Below are 22,346 nucleotides of genomic sequence, written 5' to 3'. Positions count from 1 at the left end.
GTTGTATGACCGCCGGATAGGCAGTGCATGGGGCACGGTGCTTGTGGCACCTGAAGGTATTATCGACAGCACCGGGGCAGGCGTCGAGCAGCCACCCGGCGTTTATGTGGCGCTGTGCTCGGCGTGCTCGATCATCAGCTGCAGGCTTTCCCGTCCGCGGTAGCGATTGCGCGACAGGCGAAAGGCGCAGCGAATCTCCTCCCCGACGGTGACCGGCATGTTCTCGCCGGGCGTGACGGCGCGAAACCAGATCGCGCGAACCATCTGGCGGCCGGCATCCAGCGTCATCATCAGATGATTGCCCTCACTGCCCACCAGTCGCGCCTGATCCACCACGAAATGTCCCTCAAACAGCGGCGCCTCGAATTCGCGGCCATAGGGCGCCAGCGCCTCGAGCTCATCAAGGATCGGCAGCGCCAGTTGATCGGGCGCCAGGGTGCCGTCGCTGAGAATCAGCGGATAAAGCTCGCGACCGTCCAGCTGCTCGTCGATGGCCGTGGCCAACGCGCGGCGAAACGCCTCGAGCTCGGCGTGTGGCACGCCGACACCGGCCGCGCCGCTGTGGCCGCCAAAGCGTGGCAGAGCGTCTGGCGAGAGCTCAAAGGCGCGCTGAAGCGCGTCGCGCAGATGCACGCCCTCCACCGACCGTCCGGAGCCGGTCAGCATGGCAGGATCAGGCGCCTGGGTGAGTACCACCGTCGGGCGGCCAAAGGCCTGCACCAGCCGCGAGGCCACAATGCCCTGAACTCCGGGATGACCGTCGGGCAGATGCACCACCAGCACGCGCGCGCCCTGCTCCAGCTGCGCATGGGCCATGGCACGCGCCTGTTCGGCCATGTCGGCTTCAATGGCCTTGCGCGACTGGTTATCGTCATCGAGCACGTTGAGATAGCACCGCGCGCTGGCGTCATCCTCGGCCAGCATGAAATGCAGCGCCGCATAGGGGTCATCAAGGCGCGAGCGGGCGTTAATACGCGGGCCCATCTGAAAGGCGAGCGTCTCGGCATCAAAGGGGGTGCTGTCCGGGCCCAGCCGCTCGGCCATCATCCGCCAGCAGGGCGCTTCCATGCGGTTGATCAGCTTGAGCCCGAGCGTGACCACCGCGCGATTGATGGCACTGTCCCCCAGCGAGACGCAGTCAGCGACCGTGCCGAGTGCCACGTAGGCCAGCCAGGGCGAGAGCTTGGGCGTGTCAGCAGACAGCCGGCCGGCATCGATCAGGTGCGAGCGAGTCAGCGACATCAAAAGCCAGCACACCATGCAGCCGGCGATGGTGGCATCCGGGTAGTCGCAGTCGGCGCGTGACGGATTGACGACGGCATAAGCCGAGGCCGGCGGTCCTTCGACAGGCAGAGCGTGGTGGTCGGTGACCACCACATCGATGCCGGCCGCTTTCAACCGCGCCAGGCGCGGCTCATCGCTGGAGCCGCAGTCGGCACTGATAATCAGCGACGGGCGCGGCGTCAGCGCCAGCGTTTTATCCACCAGGGCCGCGCTGATCCCGTAGCCATCGTTGATGCGATGGCCGATCAGGCTGTGAAGCTTTTCGCGCGGCACGCCAAACAGCTCGGCCAGCGTTCGCAGAATCACCACATGCGAGGTAATGCCGTCCACGTCATAGTCGGTGATGATGCCGATATGTTCGCCATCGATGACGGCGCGGGCGATACGCTCGGCGCCGCGGGTGGCGTCACACAGCTTTTCGGGATGCTCGATATAGCGCAGGGCCGGGGTGACCAGCGCCGAGACCGGCGCGCGCGGATCCTTCAGACGCCCGGCCAGAATGCGCGCCTGCAGTTCGGTCAGGCCGGCATCACGTGCCTCCTGATAGAGCCCTTCATGACAGGGGCGCTGCAGGATTTTTTTATTGAGTGACGCTTTCAGGGGATCACGCGCGTTGTCCACGGGGGCTCCGAATACTCAAAGGCTGCGCCGGCATCGATCATGCCGGCGCAGCCCTGTTGGAAGAATCGCTTGTTACACCATCAGGTCAGAGAGGTCATGACCTGTCGCTGATAGGCGTTGCGTTCGGACAGACGCTGATACCAGCGCTCGAGGTGTTTGAGCTGCGGGCGCTCGATGGGCATTTCAAACCAGGCATAGGCCATGCAGCCCAGCGGGATATCACCCATGCCCATCGAGTGGCCGGAAAGCCAGGGCTGGTCGGCCAGCACGGCGTCGACGCGGGCGAGCAGCGTGGCGCACTCGGCAATGCCCTGCTCCCTGAGATCGGCGTCACGCTGCGCTGGCGGCAGTCGGACCGCATTCAAAAAGACGTCGCGAAACGGCGCCGTCAGCATCGAGGTGGCCCAGTCCATCCACTTGTCTGCCTCGGCGCGCCGAGCCGGATCATGGGCGGCCAGCGGCTCGGCGCCGTACTGCGCCATCAGATAGCGCACGATAGCGTTGGACTCCCACAGCACCAGCGCCCCGTCCTGCAGACACGGAATCAGACCGTTGGGATTGAGCGCGCGGTAGTCAGAATCATTGACCACACCGAACTCGCCGCCGGCGTCGAGGCGCTCGACGTCCAGGCCCAGCTCATCGGCGCACCAGAGCACCTTTCTAACGTTGGTCGAGTTGGCCCGGCCCCATACCTTCAACATGTCACCTCCTCGTCGAACGCTGACTGGTCACTCAGCTGCTGGCCACCCGATGCTCGGCGACAAAGCGCTGGACATCGCGGGCGCTGGCCGGCAGCACATCGTAGCGTTCCTCGATATCCATCAGATCGCTCATGGACTCCGGCAGCGCCGCGCCTTCAAAGCCCGCCCTGACCACCGCGTCCTCGAACTTGGCCGGATGGGCCGTGGCCAGCGTGATCATCGGCGTGGTGTCATCGCTGCGTGCGGCTTCAGCGGCGCGATAGCCGGTCGCGGTGTGCGGGTCGAGCAGCTCACCGGTCCGGCCAAAGGCCTCGCGAATGACCTCGAGGATGGTGTCATCATCGACCCGGTGACTGGCGAACTTTTCACGCAGGGTCGCCAGCGGCGCATCGGCCAGTGCCGTGGGCTCCTGCTGAAAGCACTCCAGCAGCGCACGGACCCGGTCGCCGTCACGATCGTAGGCATCAAAGAGCAGACGCTCGAAGTTCGACGACACAACGATATCCATCGACGGCGCCAGCGTGGCGGCCAGCTCCCGTTTGGAGAAGTCGTTGTCGGCCAGCGTGCGGTGCAGGATATCGTTGGCATTGGTGGCAATCACGAACTGCTTCACCGGCAGCCCCATGCGGCTGGCGGTATAGCCGGCAAACAGATTGCCGAAATTGGCCGACGGCACCGTGAAGCTCACCTCACGATGTGGTGCGCCGAGTGCCACGGCCGAGGCGAAGTAGTAGACGATCTGCGCCATGATGCGCGCCCAGTTGATCGAGTTGACTGCGATCAGCCGGGTACCGTTGAGAAAGCTCTGATCGGCGAAGCTGGTTTTGACGATCGCCTGGGCGTCATCGAAGTTGCCTTCGATGGCGATGTTGTGGACGTTGTCGGCCAGCACCGTGGTCATCTGGCGACGCTGCACACCGGAGACGCGCTGATAGGGGTGCAGGATAAAGATGTCGAGGTTGTCGCAGTGGCGACAGCCCTCGATGGCCGCCGAGCCGGTATCGCCGGAGGTGGCGCCCATGATGACCGCCTTCTCGCCGCGCTTTTTGAGAAAGTGATCCAGCAGGCGACCCAGCAGCTGCAGCGCAATGTCCTTGAACGCCAGCGTCGGACCGTGAAAGAGCTCCATCAACCAGTGATTGTGCGAGAGCTGCTTGAGCGGGGCCACGGCGTCATGCTTGAAGGTAGCGTAGCTGTCGTTGATGAGTCCACGCAGGGTGTCATCATCGATCTCGCCGCCGACAAAGGGCTTCATGACCCGAAACGCGATCTCGGTATAGGGCTGGCCGGCCATGGCCGCAATCTCGTCACGGGAAAACTGCGGCAGCGTCTCCGGCACGTACAGGCCGCCGTCCGGGGCCAGTCCGGTCAGGACCGCTTCTTCAAAATTCAGCGCGGGAGCGTTCCCGCGCGTGCTGATGTAACGCATGGTCTGTGCGCCCCTGATCAGACGTTTTCGTCGAGGTGTTCGATGCGGATGCGGGTCAACGGCCCGGCGATATCGGCCAGCGCTTCAAGCTGTCGGATCGCTTCGTTCATGTTGGCCTCGCGGGTGCGGTGCGTGGTGATGATGATCGGCACCAGCTCGCCTTCGGTGGCTTCCTTCTGGATCAGGGCCTCGATGCTCACGCCCTGCTCGGCCAGAATGGTCGCCACGCGGGCCAGTACGCCCGGACGGTCCACGGCCAGCAAACGCAGGTAGTAGGCCGTGACGATGTTCTCCATCGGCAGGATCGGCAGGCTTTCGTCGCCTTCCACGATGCCGCTGAAGGCCAGATAGGGCGTGCGATAGTCATGATGGGTGGCCATGTCGCGTGCCACGTCCAGCAGATCGGCCACCACCGCCGAAGCCGTCGGTTCGGCACCGGCACCGGCGCCGTAGTAAAGCGTCGGGCCCACGGCGTCGCCCATCACTTCGATGGCATTCTTGACGCCATGCACGTTGGCCAGCAGTTGCTCTTTGGGCACCAGCGCCGGATGCACACGCAGCTCAATGCCGTCCTCGGTGCGCTTGGAAATGCCCAGATGCTTGATGATGTAGCCCAGCGCATCGGCCTGTTTCACGTCGTCGAAAGTGATCCGCGAAATGCCTTCGGTATAGGCCCGCTCGAACTGCAGCGGCACGCCGTAGGCGATCGAGGCCAGAATGGTCAGCTTGTGGGCAGCATCGATGCCTTCGACATCAAAGGTCGGATCGGCTTCGGCATAGCCCAGCGCCTGCGCTTCGGCCAGCACGTCCTCGAACGCCCGCCCTTCATCGCGCATGTGGGTCAGGATGTAGTTGCCGGTGCCGTTGATGATGCCGGCCACCCACTGAATGCGGTTGGCGCCCAGCCCTTCACGCAGGGACTTGATCACCGGAATACCACCGGCCACGGCGGCCTCGAAGGCAACGATGACCCCTTGCTCGGCTGCGGCGCGAAAGATTTCGTTGCCGTGCACCGCGATCAGGGCCTTGTTGGCGGTGACCACATGCTTGCCGTGACGGATGGCCTCCAGCACCAGCTCCCGGGCCACGTCGTAACCACCGATCAGCTCGACCATGACGTCGATATCGGGGTTGCGGGCGACCTCGAACACGTCCCGGGTGACGTCGATACCGGTCAGGTCGAGATGTGGCATGTCGCGCCGCGCGCCGATCTGCTTCACTACAATGGCGCGCCCGGCGCGACGCTCGATATCCTGGGCGTTACGCACCAGTACGTTGAACGTGCCGCTGCCCACGGTCCCCAGTCCGCAAATGCCTACCTTTACCGGTTCCACCGTCTTGCCCCCTGGTCTACTGATCTCAACGCTGCATGACTGTTTTACCCGGTGTCGTGCGACACCGGGCGGAGAAGCAGTGTAACGCCCTGCGGGACTTCCATGAATGCCCCGGCATCAATTCTCCAGGCCCAGCATGCCGACCAGCCGTTCCACCGGTACATAACCCGGGATCATGCGCCCATCGGGCAGGATCAGCGCGGGTGTGCCCTGGATGGCCATCTGCTTGCCCAGCGCAAACTGCGAGGCGATGGGCGTGTCACAGCTGGCCGTGCCCTTGAGCTTTTTGCCCTGCTTGGCCCGGGTCATCGCTTCACTGCGATTGTCGCTGCACCAGACCTGGCTGAGCTCCCGTGCGCCTTCGCCATTCATGCCACTGCGCGGGAAGGCCAGATAGCGCACCTCGATGCCATGCTTGTTGAGCTCGGGCACCTCTTCATGAAACTTGCGGCAGTAGGGGCAGGTGGTGTCGGTAAAGACGTTGATAACGGCCTTGACTTCACCGGCAGGACGGAAGACGACCACGTCTTCATCGTCCACCTGCTTGAGCAGTTCAACGCGATGCTGCTGCTGTTTCTGCTCGGTCAGGTTGACCATCTGACCGTCATCGTTGCGATAGAGATCGCCCACCAGCAGATATTTCCCTTCAGCGTCGCTGTACAGGGTCTGACCACTTTCCAGCTGTACCTCGTAAAGGCCCTGCACAGGCGACGGTTCTACTGCACGAACCGGCATCGATTGGCCGTTGACGACCAGACGGTCAGTCAGGTCCTTTGGCACATCAGTGTCATCGGCCTGTGCGCTCTGCGCCATCAGGGCGCCGACCATCAAGGCACCGGTCAGTGCCAAACGAAAGGGAAAAGCAAAAGACATGGACATGGATCAATCAGCCCCGTGGATGATGTTTGGCGTGAATGGCCTCAAGGCGCGCCTGAGCCACTCGTGTGTAAATCTGTGTGGTAGAGAGGTCGCGATGGCCGAGAAGTTCCTGCAGCACACGCAGATTGGCGCCGTGATTGAGCAGATGGGTGGCAAAGGCATGGCGCAGGGTATGCGGCGACAGCGGCGCGTCGATACCGGCTCGCGTGGCGTGGTGCTTGATGCGATACCAGAAGGTCTGTCGCATCATGAAACCGTCGCTGCGGCCGGGAAAGAGCGGTGCCCGGGTGATATCGCCCATCAGCTCGCCGCGGCCTTCACGCAGATAGCGCTCGAGCCACTCGATGGCCGGCTCCCCCATCGGCACCAGCCGCTCGGCATCCCCCTTGCCCAGTACCCGTACCACGCCCTGACGCAGATTGATGCTGTCGACCCGCAGCCCGACCAGCTCGGAGACACGCAGACCGCAGCTATAGAGCACCTCCAGCATGGCTCGGTCGCGCAGCCCCAGCGCGGTGGTCACATCGGGTGCTTCCAGTAAACGCTCGACCTCTTCCTCCTCCAGCGTGCCCGGCAGGTCCGCTCTGGCCCGCGGCGCCACGATATCGGCCAAAGGGTCGTTGTCGATCTGGCCCGTGACCAGTGCCCAGCGATAAAAACGGCGCAGGCTGGAGGTCAGCCGGGCATCGGAGCGCGCCTGATAGCCATCGCGACGGCGCTCCTCGATAAGCCCCTGGTAGGTCCGGCTGTCCGGGGCCAGAAGACCCATGTCATGGCGTATCAGGTAACGCTGCCAGTGCATCAGATCACTTCGATAGGCATCCAGCGTGTGCATGCTGGCGCCACGCTCGAGCCACAGCGCATCAAGAAAGGCATCAATCAGCTGACTGGACATGACAGTCTCTCGTGAAAACAGGCTACCCCGGACAACCCACGCCACGAACAGGCGCCCGGCCCGGGCCCGGACAGACAAAAACCCCGCCCATGATGCATGGTGCGGGGTCTTTGGGAAACTGCCCGTCAGTTTCGGGCAGTATCGGAAAGGCTCAGGACTTCTTGGCGAGCTTTTCCTTGATGCGTGCGGACTTGCCGCTGCGCTCGCGCAGATAGTAGAGCTTGGCCTGGCGAACATCACCGCGACGACGCACTTCGATGCTGTCGACCTGACGGCTGTAGGTCTGGAAGGTACGCTCAACGCCCACACCGTGAGAAATCTTGCGCACGGTGAAGGCGGAGTTCAGGCCGCGATTACGCTTGCCGATCACGACGCCTTCAAAGGCCTGGACACGCTCACGAGTGCCTTCCACGACCTTGACGTTGACCACGACAGTGTCGCCGGGACCGAAATTCGGGATTTCCCTGTCCAGCTGCTCGTTTTCAAGCGCCTGGATAATCAGGTTTTTGCTGCTCATGACATTTCTCCAATGTGACTGGACCCGGTAGCAGTGTCTGCAGCACCGGCGTCCTTGATCCCGGCGACATGCGCGGGGTCGATTCGTGGGTGACGCGATATCATCAGGGCGCTGCCCCTTGATTCCGCACCGCCGCATCGGCATGGCCCGATGCGTGTTCCTCGATGAACTCATCCAGCAGCTGACGCTGTTCGCGGTCGAGTGTCATCTCCTGCAAAAGCTCCGGACGACGCAGCCAGGTCCGACCCAGAGACTGCTTGAGCCGCCACCGGCGAATCTCGCCGTGATGCCCACCCAGCAGCACCTGCGGTACTCGTCGTCCGTCTACCTCTTCCGGACGCGTATAGTGCGGGCAGTCCAGCAGACCGTCGCTGAAGGAGTCCTCCTCGGCAGAGGCCTGGTGACCCAGCACACCCGGCACCAGTCGCGCCATGGCGTCGCACAGTACCATGGCCGGCAGCTCGCCGCCGCTGAGCACATAGTCACCGATGGACCACTCTTCATCGATATCCAGATCGATGACGCGCTCATCGATGCCTTCGTACCGACCGGCTACCAGCACCAGCCGCTTGTACGAGGCCAGTTGCCTGACGCCTTCCTGATCCAGCCTTCTGCCCTGCGGAGAAAGGTAGATCACCCGAACCGGTTCACCGTCATCGCTTTCGCTTTGCTGCTCACCGTGGTGTCGGGCTTCGGCAATGGCACGCCGCAGCGTATCCACCTTCATCAGCATGCCGGGGCCACCCCCGTAGGGGCGATCGTCCACGCTGCGATGGCGATCGAAGGCGTAGTCGCGCGGATTCCAGCAGTCGATGCGCATCAGGCCGCGCTCGACGGCGCGCCCGGTAACACCATGTCGTGTTACGGCATCCAGCATTTCCGGAAAAAGCGATACCACTCCAATCCACACGATCCGTTACTCACCTGACAGGGAAGACAGCATTCAAAAATCGGGATCCCAGTCGACGGTCATGGTACCGCCTTCAAGATCCACCCTTTGAATCACATCATCCGGCAGAAACGGAATCAGGCGTTCACGGTCTTCACCGCGGACCACCAGAACGTCGTTGGCACCGGTCTCGAAAAGATACTGAACGCGTCCCAGTGCGACACCGTTGACCGTACAAACGTTGAGCCCTTCCAGCTGATACCAGTAGTACTCATCGTCTGCCAGCGCGGGCAGCTCGTCGGCCTTGAACCAGATGGTGGCCCCTGCCATGCGCTCGGCGGCTTCCCGCGAATCCACACCGTCAAGGCGAACCACCAGGCCCTTGCCGTGACGCTGACCATTGAGCAGGGTCATGGGCGTACGCCGACCATCCTGCTCAACCAGCCATGTATCGTAAGCGAGGATACCCTCCATGGGGCTGGTCCACGAATACACGCGAAGCCACCCTTTCACGCCATAGGGGCTGGTCAGCTTGCCCATGACGACGTACTGCTCAGGCGACTGCGTCATACCGATTCCAGAATCTATCAGGCGGAAGCGGCTTGCTGCTTGCGCGCAAAGCGCACCAGCTCGGCGACGCGATCAGAGAGCTGCGCGCCCTGGGCCTGCCAGTGCTCGATGCGCTCGAGGTCGATACGCAGACGTTCCTGCTGACCGCGGGCGATCGGGTTGAAAAAGCCCACCTGCTCCAGGTAGCGGCCGTCACGCTTGACGCGCGAATCGGTCACATGCAGGTGATAAAAGGGACGCTTCTTGGCGCCACCACGTGCCAGACGAATGGTAACCATTTAAAGTCCTTCAGTTGGAATAGCGTCGCAAACAGCGCGACGAGGCCATAAACATGTTGCGCGCATCGCCCTGATCACTGACGCTCCGGAAAAATCACCCCGGAAAACGCCATGCGCAGGCGCGCGGCTTCTCGAAGACGCGGTATTCTACGGGAAATTTCAAGGCTTGGGAACTGCATGAATGCAGTTCCCCTGCAAGCAAAATCGGGCGACGCTCAACGACGCGGCAGACCACCGGGACCGCCAGGGCCGCCCATGCCACCCATACCGCCGGGACCACCCATGCCGCCGCCGGGGCCGCCCATGCCACCGCCGCCGCCCATCATGGAGCTCATGCCGCGCATCATTTTCTGCATGCCGCCCTTTTTGCCCATCTTCTTCATCATTTTCTGCATCTGCTTGTGCTGCTTGAGCAGACGATTAAGATCCGGCACGGTCGTCCCGGAACCGGCGCAGATGCGACGCTTGCGCGAGCCGTTGATGAGATCGGGCTTGCGGCGCTCCTTCGGCGTCATGGAGTTGATCATCGACTCAAGCTTGCCGAACTCCTTCTCGCTGGCCTGCCCCTGGGCCATTTCGGCCATCTGCCCCATGCCGGGCAGCTTTTCAAGCAGGCTGCCCATGCCGCCCATGCTCTTGAGCTGCTGGAGCTGATCGCGAAAGTCCTCGAGATCGAAGCTTTCGCCCTTTTTGATCTTTTTGGAGAGCTGGTCGGCCTTGTCGCGGTCGACCTTGCGCTCGGCCTCCTCGATCAGGCTGAGCACGTCTCCCATGCCCAGAATGCGCGAGGCGATACGGTCAGGATAGAAAGGCTCCAGGGCATCGGTTTTCTCCCCCATACCCATGAACTTGATCGGCTTGCCGGTGATATGACGTACCGACAGCGCGGCGCCGCCACGGGAGTCACCGTCGGCCTTGGTCAGGATCACACCGGTCAGCGGCAGAGCTTCATGGAAGGCCTGTGCCGTATTGGCGGCGTCCTGACCCGTCATGGCATCAACAACGAAAAGCGTTTCCTGCGGGGAGATGGCGCGATGAAGGTCGCGGATCTCGCCCATCATGGTGTCGTCGATATGCAAACGACCGGCCGTATCGACCAGCACCACGTCAAAGAACTGAATGCGGGCATGGCGAATGGCCGCTTCGGCAATCGCTGTCGGCTGCTGCTCGCTGGTCGAGGGGAAGAACTCGACGCCCACTTCATGAGCCAGCGTTTCAAGCTGGTCGATCGCCGCCGGGCGATAGACGTCGGCCGAGACCACCAGGACCTTTTTCTTTTCACGCTCGCGCAAAAAGCGGGCGAGCTTGGCCACCGAGGTGGTCTTGCCCGCCCCCTGCAGACCGGCCATCAGAATGACCGACGGGGTCTGCTTGAGCTCAAGGGGCACATTGCCCTCGCCCATGGTGGCTTCCAGCTCCTGCTGGACGATCTTGACGAACTGCTGGCCGGGCGACAGGCTTTTGGACACTTCCTGACCCACGGCGCGCACGCGAACGCGCTCGACGAAGTCCTTGACCACCGCCAGCGAAACGTCGGCTTCCAGAAGCGCGCGCCGGACTTCGCGCAGGGTGTCCTTGATGTTCTCCTCGGTCAGTCGTGCCTGTCCGGTCACGGATCTGAGCGTGTGGGAGAGACGATCTGTCAGGTTATCAAACATGAGCTTCTCCGATGGTGCAGCGGCGGCGGCAGAAACGTGAGAGCGCCCATGCCGAGACCGGAAAATGTTGGCACGCATTATAACGGTTCAGGACGGCGCCATGCACCAGCCTGACAACGATTCGTGCCGAACCGGGCCATGGCACTTCACCAGTGGCTGCATGAGCACATCCCATTGATGCCCGGTTTCGATCGAGGGTGGCTCCCGGTATAGTAGTCAAACCCCGTGATCTGCATCACGACGCGCACGCCCGGTTCGCGATTTCCATACGGATAGTCACATAACGATGCTCACGCTTTTTTCTGCCCTTGTGGCAGTCGTGTTTTACTGCACCGCCGCCTGTCGCCAGATGCTGTCCCTGACCCGGCGACTGCCCGTGCGTCAGGGGCTGGTCAGTGCCGCCGGCGCCATGGCGGTGGTGGGCCATGGCATCGTGGTCTATACCACACTGCGCGCCCATGACGGCCTTAATCTGGGCATCTCTGAAACCATCTCGCTGGTATTTTTCCTGATTGCCGCTTTGCTGTTGCTGGCCAGCATCAAAAAACCGGTGATGCCGGCCGCGGTGGGTCTTTATCCGCTGGCCGCGCTGAGCGTGATAGGCGCCGTCGGTTTCCCCGAGTCCAGTATTGAATACGGTTTTACCCCCGGCATGCTGGCACATATTGCCACCTCGGTGCTGGCCTATGCCTTTTTGATCATGGCCGCCGGCCAGGCCGTATTGCTGGCCGTTCAGACCCGCGCGCTCAAGCACAACCACCTTCGCGGCATCATCCAGGTTCTGCCACCGCTGACGACCATGGAACGGCTGATGTTCGAGCTGATCATCTGTGGCATGGTCTTTTTGACCGCCTCGATCATCAGCGGCTTTTTGTTCATCAACGATCTTTTTGCTCAGCATCTGGCGCACAAGACCGTGTTGTCACTGCTGGCGTGGGTGCTCTTTTCCATCCTTTTATGGGGCCGCTATCAGCGCGGCTGGCGCGGGCCGTGGGCCATTCGCTGGACGCTGGGGGCCGTGGTCGTGTTGATACTGGCCTATTTCGGCACCAGGCTGATCATCCAGCTGCTGCATGGCTGAGCCATGCCGCGGGGAGACCGCCCCCTGCCAATGCCGCCTTGACACCCATGACACAAGTTTCTAAAAACGACCGATCACTGATTCCGAGGATCCACCGACCTTGAGCGATGACACTCCCCTGGGGCTGATGTTTGCCCTGCTCGTGCTGCTCATTATCCTGTCTGCTTTTTTCTCGAGCTCGGAAACCGGCATGATGTCCATCAACCGCTACCGGTTGAAGCATCAGGCCAACACGGGTCACAAGTCCGCCAAACGCGTACTGCGCATGCTGTCGCGGCCTGACCGGCTGATCGGTGTCATCCTGATCGGCAACAACTTCGTCAATAACCTTGCCGCCTCGATCGGCACCATCATTGCCATCCACTTTTTTGGCGAAGTCTCCGGGCCGGCCATCTCCACGGCCATTTTGACCCTGGTCGTTTTGATCTTTGCCGAAGTCACGCCCAAGACCATGGCCGCCCTGCGCCCCGAAAAGATTGCCTTTCCCGCCTCGCTGATTCTCGACCCTCTGCTGCGCGTGCTTTATCCGCTGGTCTGGCTGGTCAATGGCATCTCCAACGGTCTGCTGCGCCTGGTCGGCGTTCGCGAAATCGATGGAGGCGCGGCGCATCTGACTCGTGACGAGCTGCGAACGGTCGTGCATGAAGCGGGCACCATGATTCCGCGTCGCCACCAGACCATGCTGCTGTCGATCCTTGATCTGGAAAACGTCACGGTCAACGACATCATGGTGCCGCGCCACGAGGTGGTTGGACTTAACCTCGAGGATGATCTGGACGTTTTGCTCTCCGAGATTCGCACCAGTCAGCACACGCGAGTGCCGGTCTACAAGGGCGACATCAACAGCATCATCGGCATTTTGCACCTGCGCAATGCCGCACGCATCATGTCTCAGCCCAACGTCAGCAAGGCCTCGATTGTGCAGGAAGCGCGCGAGCCCTACTTCGTGCCCGAGTCCACGCCGCTTCATACCCAGCTGCTCAATTTCCAGCAGCAAAAGCGCCGCATCGGCATCGTGGTCGATGAGTACGGCGATGTTCAGGGGCTGGTCACGCTCGAGGACATCCTTGAAGAGATCGTGGGCGAGTTCACCACCGATATTGCCGATACGCATCAGGAGATTCATCAGCAGGACGACGGCAGCTACATCATCGATGGCACCGCCAACATTCGCGAGATCAACAAGGTCCTGGCCTGGCAGCTGCCGACCAGTGGCCCCAAGACGCTCAACGGATTGATTCTCGAATATCTGGAATCCTTTCCCGACGCTCCGGCCAGTCTGGAGATCGGCCCCATCCGGCTCGAGATTCTCGAGATCAGGGAGAACCTGATCACCTCCACACGCTGCTGGCAGACCCAAAAGCGCACCACGCGTGCAAGCGATGCCCGCCAGTGAGCCGGGATCGGCATATCGCAAGGGCCGCTTTTGAGATTGAATTAAGCCTGTTTTGGTAAGTTGCGCGGTATCCATGATGGTCGCCCCGGGGACGCATGATGTTATCGCTCAATTTTTCGCACGACTTGCGTGCAACAGGTCAACATGATGTTCATGGATAGCCTTCGGCTGCGCTTGCCTCTTCTTTTCTGCCTGATGATGCTTCCGGTCATGATTGCAACGGCCCGGGCCTGCCCTGAAGAAGGTCGCGACGTCTCTCAGGATGAAGTGCTGCAGATGACCGAAAACGGCCATATCGAGCCTTTTCCCGTGATTCTTGAAAAGGCCCGTGAGTATCGCAGCGGCAAGCTGCTCGAAGCCAAGCTCGACTGTGTCAACCAACGTTATGTTTACGAAATCGACATGCTCGATCATGATGGACAGATCAGGGCACTTCGATTCGATGCCGTTACCGGCAGACATCTGGGCCTGGAAGAAGATTAGAGGGGTAAAGGTAACCATGCGGCTGCTATTGATTGAAGACAATGTCCCGCTTGCGGACGAACTGACTGCCCTGTTTACCCAGCACGGCTACGCCGTTGACTGGTGCACGGATGGCCGCGATGCCGCTGTCATGGCAACCAGCGAACCCTTCGATATCATTATCCTCGATCTGGGCCTGCCCGGTCGCCCTGGCCTGACGCTGCTGGAGCAGTGGCGCGCCGACGGACTGGACACGCCCATTTTGATTCTCACGGCCCGCTCCAGCTGGAGCGAGCGCATTACCGGCCTGCGCGCCGGCGCCGATGACTATCTGCCCAAGCCCTTTCATCCCGATGAGCTGATCCTGCGCCTTCAGGCACTGGTGCGGCGCCGCCACGGCCAGCGCCCGTCGCCGACCATTTCGGTGGCCGGTGTCGTGCTGGACGAAAACGGCCAGAGCGCATGGCGCACCTCCAACGACACACCGGTCAACCTGACCCGCGCCGAGTTTGCGATCCTGCGCTATCTGATGCTGCACCCGGAACATGTCATCGCCAAGGATCGCCTTCTCGATCACCTCTACGACAGCGAGCATGACCGCAATCCCAACGTGGTCGAGGTGCACATCAACCACCTGCGCCAGAAGCTTGGCCGTGGCGTGATCATCACCCAGCGGGGCCAGGGCTATCGTTTCGGCGGTGACAGCGTCGCCGCCTGATGTCGCTGACCCGCCGCCTCGATCTGGGACTGCTGGCTTCGGTGCTGGTGGTCATGCTGCTGCTGGCTCACGGCAGCGTGGTGCTCTTTGACTACGTCCTGCGCGACTACCTGACCGAACGGCTGCGCGAGGATGCCGAAAGCCTGGCCACGCTGCCGGTGGATCGTGACGACCAGGTCCGCATTGATCCGCTACGCCTGCGCGCCTCTTTCAATCAGGTCTACTCGGGCCAGTATTTTGTCATCGACATTGATGACACCATCCACCTGCGCTCGCGCTCTTTGTGGGATCATCGCCTCAAGCCCGTGGCCGGCGATACCGCGCAGATTCGCCAGGGGCCGGAAAACCAGTCCCTGCTGGCCTGGACCGGTCAATATCATCGCGGACGACATCACTTTACCATCACCACGGCGCTGGATTACAGCACCGTGACCCGGCGTCTGGACTGGCTGCGTCTGTGCATCTGGGGACTGGGCGGCGTCATGGCCATTTTGCTGGTGTTCATTCAGCGTCGGGTCATTCGTCTGGGGCTCATGCCGCTGGAGAAGCTGCAACGCGAACTGGCCCAGCTGCACGAAGGCAAGCGAATGGCGCTGGAAACCCGGGTCCCGGACGAAATTGCCCCCTTCGTCGAGGAACTCAATCACCAGCTGGAGCGCATCGAGCGCGTGCTCAACCGCTCACGCGACGGCATTGCCAATCTGGGGCACGCCCTCAAGACACCGCTGTCGGTGATGGAAACGCAGCTGGCCCGCCCGGAACTCGAGCAGTTCCCCGACCTTCGTCAATCGCTGCATGCCCGGCTGGATGACATCCATCGTCTGGTGGAAAAAGAGCTGCAGCGCGCCCGACTGGATACCGGCGAAGTGTCTGCCGCGGCCCGCTTTCAGCCGGACAGCGACATTCAGCCCCTGCTGGACACGCTGCGCGAGATTCATGCCAACGTGACGTTCATCAATGACAGCGCGCTGCTATCGCCCCTGCCCTGGGACCGCGATGAACTGCTGGAGATTCTGGGCAACCTGCTGGACAACGCCGGCAAATGGGCGCACGGTCTCGCCCGCCTGACCATGTCCTACCAGAAGGGCCGGTTCGTGATGCTGGTCGAGGATGATGGCCCGGGCATACCGCCGGACCAGCGAAGCCGGGTGATGGGGCGCGGCACGCGCCTGGATGAACAGGTTACCGGCCACGGTCTCGGGCTGGGCATCGTGGAGCAGATTGTCCATCATCACGGCGGAGAGATTCATCTGGGCGCCAGCAATCTGGGCGGGCTGGCCGTCACCGTGGAACTGCCCGCGCCCCTGCCGGGCTGAACCACCTACCCGTCACCGCGCGGCCTGGCGCGGCTTTTACCCGGCAACATCGTCCTGCTCTGTCAGCGCAGCCGGTGCACGCACGGGCTTGTTGCTGGCATAGGTGTCGATGCTGGTCTTGAGCGCGGCAACGCTTGCCTGAAGCGATTCACGCGTCACGGTCTGTGAAGCGACCGGCGCGCCAAAGCTCAAACAGACCCGGGCGCGAAAGCGCTTCGGCATGCCCTGAAACGGCACGCCCTCATAGCGCGACGACCAGGAGCCCCACAGACCGGACAGTGCTGCCGGTACCACCGGCACCGGGTCACGCTTGAGGATCAGGTCGATACCGCGACGAAACTCGTTCATCTGGCCATCCCGTGTCAGGCGCCCCTCGGGAAACAGCATGACCACTTCCCCGTTTTGCAGCGCCTTGCTGACCAGATCCAGCGCGCGACGCATGCCCTTGGGATCACGGCGTTCGGAGGCTACCGGGATGGCCCCGGCCATGCGGAAGAACCAGTTGAGCCAGGGCGATTCGTAGATGGGCTTGTCCATCAGAAAACGCAGTGGCCGGGGGCTTGCGCCGCCCATGACCAGCGCATCCATGAAGCTGACATGGTTGCACACCACGATCGCCGGTCCCTCATCGGGAATATTCTCGATTCCCCTGATGCGCAGTCGATACCACAGGTGTACCAGCACAAAGATGCTGATGCGCATCATGGGACGTGCCTGCAACAGGGCGCAGACCAGCGCCGTCAAAAGGGAAATGGCCGCGAGAGAGGCAAAGAAGGTGTGCAGGGAAACACTCAAAACGCCGATCAATACGGCACCAAAGGCCGCCGACAGCACCATGAACAGCGCATTGAGAATATTGTTGGCGGCGATCATGCGCGCCCGGTTCTCGTCACGGCTGTAAATCTGCACCAGCGTATACAGCGGGATGATGTAGAGCCCCCCGCCGACCCCGATCAGAATCAGATCCAGCAGCATCCACCAGAATCGCGGCATGGCCATGAGCTCTGCCAGCGTATTGATGCCCGTGCCCAGCATCGGGTGTGCCGCAAAGTCAAAGCCCGCCAGCGCCAGTACAAAGGCACCGATGGGCACCAGTCCCACCTCCAGCCGACCGGCCGATAGACGGGCACAGACCAGTGACCCGAGCCCGACGCCCACGGCAAAGGCCGCCAGCAGCACGGTCACCGCACCGGCCTGGCCACGTACCACATGACTTGTCCACAGCGGCAGCTGCGTCAGATAGCAGGCGCCCAGAAACCAGAACATGCTGATGCCGATCAGGGCGCGAAAGATGCGAGGTGTATGCCAGGCGGCGGATAGTACCTGCCAGGAGCCTCGCAAGGGCTGCCATTTCAGCTGCCCTCGCGACTGGGCCGGAGCGGGCGGTACAAAAAACGCTGCGCCCAGACCACACAGGGAAACAATCACCAGCGTGGCGCCAATCAGCACGTGCGCCTGACTGCCGCCGACGGCCATGAGGATGCCGGCGCCAAGCGTACCGAGCAAAATGGCCAGAAAGGTCCCCATCTCGACCCAGGCATTGGCCTGAACCAGCTCCGTGCGCTGCACGTGCTGGGGCAGAATGGCGTACTTGACTGGTCCGAAAAGCGCCGACTGGGTCCCCATCATGAACAAAAGCCCCAGCAGCAGGGCGTAGGCTTCAAACCAGATGGCAAGTGCTGCGCACACCATGGTGGCAAGCTCCAGCCACTTGAGTGCAATGATCAGCGCACGCTTGTCCCGGTAATCGGCAAGCTGCCCGCCCCAGGCGGAAAACAGTAGATAGGGCAGGATGAAAAGGGCGGCTGCCAGGTTATTGATCAACCCCGCATCCCAGCCCAGCCGGGGCACGGCCACAAAGGTCACCAGCAGCAACAATACGTTTTTGAAAACGTTATCGTTAAAGGCGCCCAGCGCCTGAGTCCAGAAAAAGGGCGCAAAAAAGCGACTGCGCATCAGGCTCAGGACATTTCTCAACGGCCCGTCCCCCCGGCGCGCAGTCCTGACAAAATGGTGTGCAGCAGCTGGTCGAGCAGCTCGGTAACCTCAAGGGCCTGCCCCTGACCATAACCCAGACGCTCATTGAGCCCCAGCTGCACAAGGCCGTGCACGCTGCCCCACAGGGTACGCGCCAGCCGGCTGGCTTCGAGGTCTGCCATGTTGGGCTGTACTTCCTTGAGCGTGGCCTCGACCCGCAAAAACAGCGCCTCGATCATGCGCCCCTGACGGGTATCAAGCTCCCCCTCTTCGGCCAGCGGATAGTCAAACAGCAGCTGCCAGCGATGAGGATAGCGGTGAGCGAAATTCCAGTAGGCTCTGGCCAGTGCGCTCAGGCGCTCATCGGGTGTGCCGGCCTGGAAGGTATCGATCTGTCCCTTGAGGCTGTCGAGCGTTTCAAGGTTGACGTACTGAAGCAGATTGTTGAAGCTGCCATAGAGCTTGAGCAGCGTACTGGGTGCACAGCCAACGTCGCGTGCAATGGAGCGCAGGGACAGGGCATGTATGGGGTGCTCCTTGAGCCAGCTGTCGCATGCCGCCATGACACTGGCATGCAGCTCCTCCGGTGAATGCTGTCTTGGGCGCGCCATAAGATTCCTGCCTGTTATGTTTTGTGATCGAACACTGTTTTCATACAGCATATCCAGCCTGTCTTTAAAAGCAAGGGATATTGCGGATACGTAAAACACAAGTATCGTGAACAGTCTTTATACATGGATACATGACATTTCAAAGTTTTCCTTAATGAGGCGGCGCGCTCTGCCACTCTTTTCAAGTCGTCAGGAGGGGCTGCCATGGCAGGGCGTCTATATATTGAAGCGCTGAACACCGCACGGCTTCTGGACGACATCGTGATCGACAAGCCCGTGATGGCCAGTCCCAATCTCGCGCCCAGGCACTGGCTGTCGATGCTGCGTCTCGAGCAGGGGCAGATACATCTGGGTCGCGCCTTCTGGGGCATGACGCCCTCCTGGCTCAAGGTGCTTGACCATGCTCCGCACTGCGCGCGGGCCGAGTCCCTTGATGACAGGCGCATGTTTCGCGAGGCCTTCAGTGCCCGACGCTGTCTGATCCCGGTCTCCGGGGTCTATATCTGGAAACAGATGCCGCGACAGAAACAGCCCTTTCTGGTCACCCGGGTCGATCGTGCCCCCTTCATGCTGGCAGGCATCTGGTGTCGCTACATGAGTGATATTCGAACGGCCTTTGACTCCATGGCGCTGATCACGGTGGAGGTTGATGCCCCGCTCACGCCCCTGACCGACCGCTTTCCCGCCGTCATCGGCGCCGATCAGGCGATGGCCTGGCTGTCACCCGACACCCCCACGACGCGAGCACGCGAGCTGCTCTCACCGGCGCCACCTGCCCTGCTGGGCGCCTTTCCGGTCGAGCGCCTGGTCAATGACCCGGCCAATCAGAACTGGCACTGTGCCCGTCCCACCGGTCACATGATGACCGCCACGCGCGGCGCCATTCATGCCACCGGGCACTAGCCGGACCCAAAGACACCTTCAGTGCTCAGGACGCCATCTGATCCTGACCACGCGAGCGATATTGATATCCATGACCATGACGACAAGCGTTTTTGCCAACAGTGGACAGGACAGCCGCATCATTCCGGCCCCGGGCGACAGCGCCGACTATCAGGCGCTGACGCTCGATAACGGCCTGCAGATCCTTCTGGTGCATGACACAAGAGCCGAACGCGCCGGCGCGGCAATGAACGTGGCCACCGGTAGCGCCTTCAATCCTGCACGCTTCCCGGGGCTGGCCCATTTCCTTGAACACATGCTGTTTCTGGGCACCGACCACTACCCCGACCCCAACGACTATCAGCAGTTTCTCAGCGAACATGGCGGCCATCACAACGCCTTTACCGCCCCTCGCGATACCAACTACTTCTTTGACATTGCCCCGGAGGCGTTTGCTCCGGCACTGGCACGTTTTAGTCGCTTTTTTATCGCCCCGACCCTGGATGACGCCTACGTCGAGCGCGAACGCCATGCCGTCAACGCCGAATATCAGGCTCGACTGCAGGATGATGGTCGACGCATCGAGGATGCCCTGAGCCAGGCGCTCAACCCCGAGCACCCTTATAACCATTTCAGTATCGGCAACCTCGACACGCTGAAGGACTATCCGCAGCAAAGCCTGCGCGATGCACTTGTGGCCTTTCATGAAACGCACTACGACGCCAATACCATGTCGCTGGTGCTGACCGGCCCACAGTCGCTGGAAGAGTTATCTGCCCTGGCCCGGGAGCATTTCACCGAGGTGCCCGACCGGGGCCTGATCCGACGCACCATCGACCAGCCGCTGACAGCTGATGATCAGTTGCCCGCGGCCATGGCCGTGCAGTCGCTGGACCAGCGCCGCCAGGTCCGCTTTCTCTTCCCCATCCCCGACCCTGACCGGGACTATCGCCTCAAGCCGGTCTCGTTTTTGTCCCACATGATCGGCCATGAAGCGCCCGGCAGCCTGCTGGCCCGTCTTCGCCAGCAGGGCTGGGCGGACGCTCTGTCTGCCGGCAGCGTTCGCGCCGACGGCCGACGCGCTCTATTGATGGTCAACATCGAGCTCACGCCGCAGGGCAGCGAACATCTGAAGGAGATTCAGGCCGCGCTGCTGGAATGGATCGAGCTGATTCGCGACCAGGGCGTCGAGTCGTGGCGCTACGACGAGCAGGCCCGCCTCGTCGAACAGCAGTTTCGCTTCCAGCAGCGCCAGTCGCCTGCCCAGCAGGCCACGACGCTGTCGATGGCGATGGCCCGCTATCCCATCCAGGAAGTGCGTCGGGCAGGGTTTCTGATGGAGGGGTTTGATGGCCCTCGTATCCATGACTATCTGGACGCCCTGACAAGTGACCGGCTGCTGCGTCTTTATACCGGCCCCGAGGTTACCGGCGAGCAGCGCTCGCCCTGGTTTGACACGCCCTGGGACTACCGCCCGGTCAACCAGGCGCCGATCACGACCGCCATCGAAGAACTGGCCCTGCCACAAGCCAACGACTTCATCGCCCGCGACCTGGACATGATCAACGATGACGCCGACGGGACCCAATGCATCATCGACACACCGGGGCTGGATCTGTGGCTGCACGCCACGGGAGAGTTTGACGCACCACGTGTGGAGTGGCGGATCAGCCTGCAGAGCCCGGAGGCGGGCCAAAGCGTCCAGCAATCGGTCATGACCGAGCTGCTGGCGCGCTGGCTGGAAGACAGCCTGTCCGATGCGCTGTACCCGGCCCGGCTGGCCGGCCAGGGGATGAGCGCCCACGCGCACGCACGCGGCATGACCCTGTCGTTTTCGGGCTGGCGCGATCGTCAGACACTGGTGATAACGCAGGTGCTCGAGCAGCTTTTGCACGCTGAAATGGAGGATCGCCATCTTCAACGTGTCCGTCGCAGCCTTGAACGCCGCTGGCAGGATGAACCCGGCTCGGCCCTTCATGAGCAGCTCAACAGGGCCATGGTGCAAAGTCTGATTACGCCGGGCTGGACCAGCGAGACACGCCTGGCGGCGCTGGAAGAGATCACGCCCGAGGCGCTGCGAGACTTTCGTCGTCAGTGGCTGACCGAGCTGCATGTTCAGGCACTGGCGACCGGCGACACCCGTGCCGATGACGCCCGAGCGCTGGGTGAAACTCTTGAGTCGATGCTGTCGCCCCGGGTATCACTGGACGCCATTCCAGCGCTTGCCGTGCTGTCGGTGCACGCCACGCCCCCGATGCTGCGCCCGAACAGCCGGCGCGGCGATTCAGGCGTTTTGATCTATCTGCAGGACGAAGGCCGCACGCTGCAGGATCAGGCCCGTCTGGCCATTCTGGGACAGATGATCAGTGCGCCCTTTTTCAATCAGCTCAGAACCGAGCAGCAACTGGGCTATATCGTCTCGGCGCGCTATCAGCCGCTGCTCGAATCGCCCGGGCTGGCCCTGCTGGTACAGTCACCCGATCACGACACCACCACGCTGCAAGCGCGTATCGATCAATTTCTGACAGGATTTGACGACATCGTCGCGGGCATGGGAGAGCCAGGCATCGAGGCCTACCAGCAGGCGGTTGCCGAGCGGCTTGTCGAGCGCGAACAGCGGCTGGGGCAGAGAGCCTCCCGTCTGTGGCAGGAGCTGGCACACGGCTGGACTGACTTCGACCGCCGTGAGCAGCTGGCAGAGGCGGTCAACCGACAACGGCCTGACGATATTCGCCTGGCCTGGCAGACGCTTCGCGCGCGCCCGGTACTAATGGCCGGCGCCGATGATGGCGTACCGGCCAACATCCAAAAGACTCCCTGGCAGCCTTTTCTGACCCCCGCACCTTAA

The 22,346-nt window shown here is 62.0% G+C and carries 20 protein-coding genes; 7 read left to right on the top strand and 13 right to left on the bottom strand.

All coding sequences use genetic code 11. From position 1 onward, the window contains the following. Positions 1-102: 102 nt before the first annotated feature. The 11 genes from ACXMYO_RS00730 to ffh all read right to left on the bottom strand — a co-directional run bounded on the left by ACXMYO_RS00730 (position 103) and on the right by ffh (position 11,055). Positions 103-1,905, bottom strand: a complete 1,803-nt coding sequence (locus ACXMYO_RS00730) for a single-stranded-DNA-specific exonuclease RecJ (protein ID WP_457807487.1) — start codon at positions 1,903-1,905, stop codon at positions 103-105. Between the two features lie 80 nt (positions 1,906-1,985). Further along, the gene (locus tag ACXMYO_RS00725) at positions 1,986-2,606 is read right to left on the bottom strand and encodes a glutathione S-transferase family protein (RefSeq protein WP_457807486.1); all 621 of its coding nucleotides are present in this window, start codon (positions 2,604-2,606) and stop codon (positions 1,986-1,988) included. Between the two features lie 31 nt (positions 2,607-2,637). Further along, the gene (thrC, locus tag ACXMYO_RS00720) at positions 2,638-4,035 is read right to left on the bottom strand and encodes a threonine synthase (RefSeq protein WP_438766108.1); all 1,398 of its coding nucleotides are present in this window, start codon (positions 4,033-4,035) and stop codon (positions 2,638-2,640) included. Between the two features lie 17 nt (positions 4,036-4,052). Next, positions 4,053-5,369, bottom strand: coding sequence for a homoserine dehydrogenase (locus ACXMYO_RS00715; RefSeq protein ID WP_457807485.1), 1,317 nt, complete (start codon positions 5,367-5,369; stop codon positions 4,053-4,055). 117 nt (positions 5,370-5,486) lie between these two features. Further along, a complete protein-coding gene (locus ACXMYO_RS00710) occupies positions 5,487-6,242 on the bottom strand; it encodes a DsbC family protein (protein WP_457807484.1) in 756 nt (251 codons plus the stop codon). A gap of 13 nt (positions 6,243-6,255) precedes the next feature. Next, a complete protein-coding gene (xerD, locus tag ACXMYO_RS00705; RefSeq protein WP_438766105.1) occupies positions 6,256-7,143 on the bottom strand; it encodes a site-specific tyrosine recombinase XerD in 888 nt (295 codons plus the stop codon). A gap of 151 nt (positions 7,144-7,294) precedes the next feature. Further along, entirely contained in the window at positions 7,295-7,660 is a 366-nt protein-coding gene (rplS, locus tag ACXMYO_RS00700; protein WP_115854633.1) for a 50S ribosomal protein L19, read from the bottom strand. A 103-nt stretch (positions 7,661-7,763) separates the two neighbouring features. Next, positions 7,764-8,570, bottom strand: a complete 807-nt coding sequence (gene trmD, locus ACXMYO_RS00695) for a tRNA (guanosine(37)-N1)-methyltransferase TrmD (RefSeq protein WP_438766103.1) — start codon at positions 8,568-8,570, stop codon at positions 7,764-7,766. A 33-nt stretch (positions 8,571-8,603) separates the two neighbouring features. Beyond that, positions 8,604-9,119 carry a ribosome maturation factor RimM gene (gene rimM, locus ACXMYO_RS00690; RefSeq protein WP_438766101.1) on the bottom strand — a complete coding sequence of 172 codons (516 nt, stop codon included), beginning with the start codon at positions 9,117-9,119 and terminating at the stop codon, positions 8,604-8,606. A 17-nt stretch (positions 9,120-9,136) separates the two neighbouring features. Then, the gene (gene rpsP / locus ACXMYO_RS00685; RefSeq protein ID WP_438766100.1) at positions 9,137-9,397 is read right to left on the bottom strand and encodes a 30S ribosomal protein S16; all 261 of its coding nucleotides are present in this window, start codon (positions 9,395-9,397) and stop codon (positions 9,137-9,139) included. A gap of 215 nt (positions 9,398-9,612) precedes the next feature. Beyond that, entirely contained in the window at positions 9,613-11,055 is a 1,443-nt protein-coding gene (ffh, locus tag ACXMYO_RS00680; protein ID WP_457807483.1) for a signal recognition particle protein, read from the bottom strand. Positions 11,056-11,341: 286 nt separating this feature from the next. On the opposite strand from ffh, the gene ACXMYO_RS00675 reads away from it, so the two are divergent. The 5 genes from ACXMYO_RS00675 (at position 11,342) to ACXMYO_RS00655 (ending at position 16,028) form a co-directional block, all read left to right on the top strand. Next, positions 11,342-12,136: a cytochrome C assembly family protein gene (locus ACXMYO_RS00675; RefSeq protein ID WP_457807482.1), complete on the top strand. Its 795-nt coding sequence runs from the start codon at positions 11,342-11,344 to the stop codon at positions 12,134-12,136. Between the two features lie 100 nt (positions 12,137-12,236). After that, positions 12,237-13,532 carry a CNNM domain-containing protein gene (locus ACXMYO_RS00670; protein ID WP_438766096.1) on the top strand — a complete coding sequence of 432 codons (1,296 nt, stop codon included), beginning with the start codon at positions 12,237-12,239 and terminating at the stop codon, positions 13,530-13,532. 210 nt (positions 13,533-13,742) lie between these two features. Then, entirely contained in the window at positions 13,743-14,015 is a 273-nt protein-coding gene (locus ACXMYO_RS00665) for a PepSY domain-containing protein (RefSeq protein WP_438766095.1), read from the top strand. Between the two features lie 16 nt (positions 14,016-14,031). Next, the gene (locus ACXMYO_RS00660; protein WP_438766094.1) at positions 14,032-14,712 is read left to right on the top strand and encodes a response regulator; all 681 of its coding nucleotides are present in this window, start codon (positions 14,032-14,034) and stop codon (positions 14,710-14,712) included. Beyond that, complete coding sequence (locus ACXMYO_RS00655; RefSeq protein ID WP_438766093.1) at positions 14,712-16,028, top strand: ATP-binding protein; 1,317 nt, start codon at positions 14,712-14,714, stop codon at positions 16,026-16,028. Before ACXMYO_RS00660 ends, ACXMYO_RS00655 begins: the two co-directional genes overlap by 1 nt. 36 nt (positions 16,029-16,064) lie before the next feature. On the opposite strand, the gene ACXMYO_RS00650 is transcribed toward ACXMYO_RS00655, so the two are convergent. After that, positions 16,065-17,984: an MFS transporter gene (locus ACXMYO_RS00650; RefSeq protein ID WP_438766092.1), complete on the bottom strand. Its 1,920-nt coding sequence runs from the start codon at positions 17,982-17,984 to the stop codon at positions 16,065-16,067. 17 nt (positions 17,985-18,001) lie between these two features. Further along, entirely contained in the window at positions 18,002-18,616 is a 615-nt protein-coding gene (locus tag ACXMYO_RS00645; RefSeq protein WP_438766091.1) for a WHG domain-containing protein, read from the bottom strand. A 204-nt stretch (positions 18,617-18,820) separates the two neighbouring features. Between ACXMYO_RS00645 and ACXMYO_RS00640 the strand changes: the two genes are divergently transcribed. Further along, positions 18,821-19,519, top strand: a complete 699-nt coding sequence (locus tag ACXMYO_RS00640) for an SOS response-associated peptidase (RefSeq protein WP_457807481.1) — start codon at positions 18,821-18,823, stop codon at positions 19,517-19,519. Between the two features lie 70 nt (positions 19,520-19,589). Next, positions 19,590-22,346, top strand: a complete 2,757-nt coding sequence (locus ACXMYO_RS00635) for an insulinase family protein (protein WP_457807480.1) — start codon at positions 19,590-19,592, stop codon at positions 22,344-22,346.

It is taken from the genome of Kushneria sp. EE4, from assembly GCF_977968315.1.
This window is presented reverse-complemented; position numbering and strand designations above follow the sequence as displayed.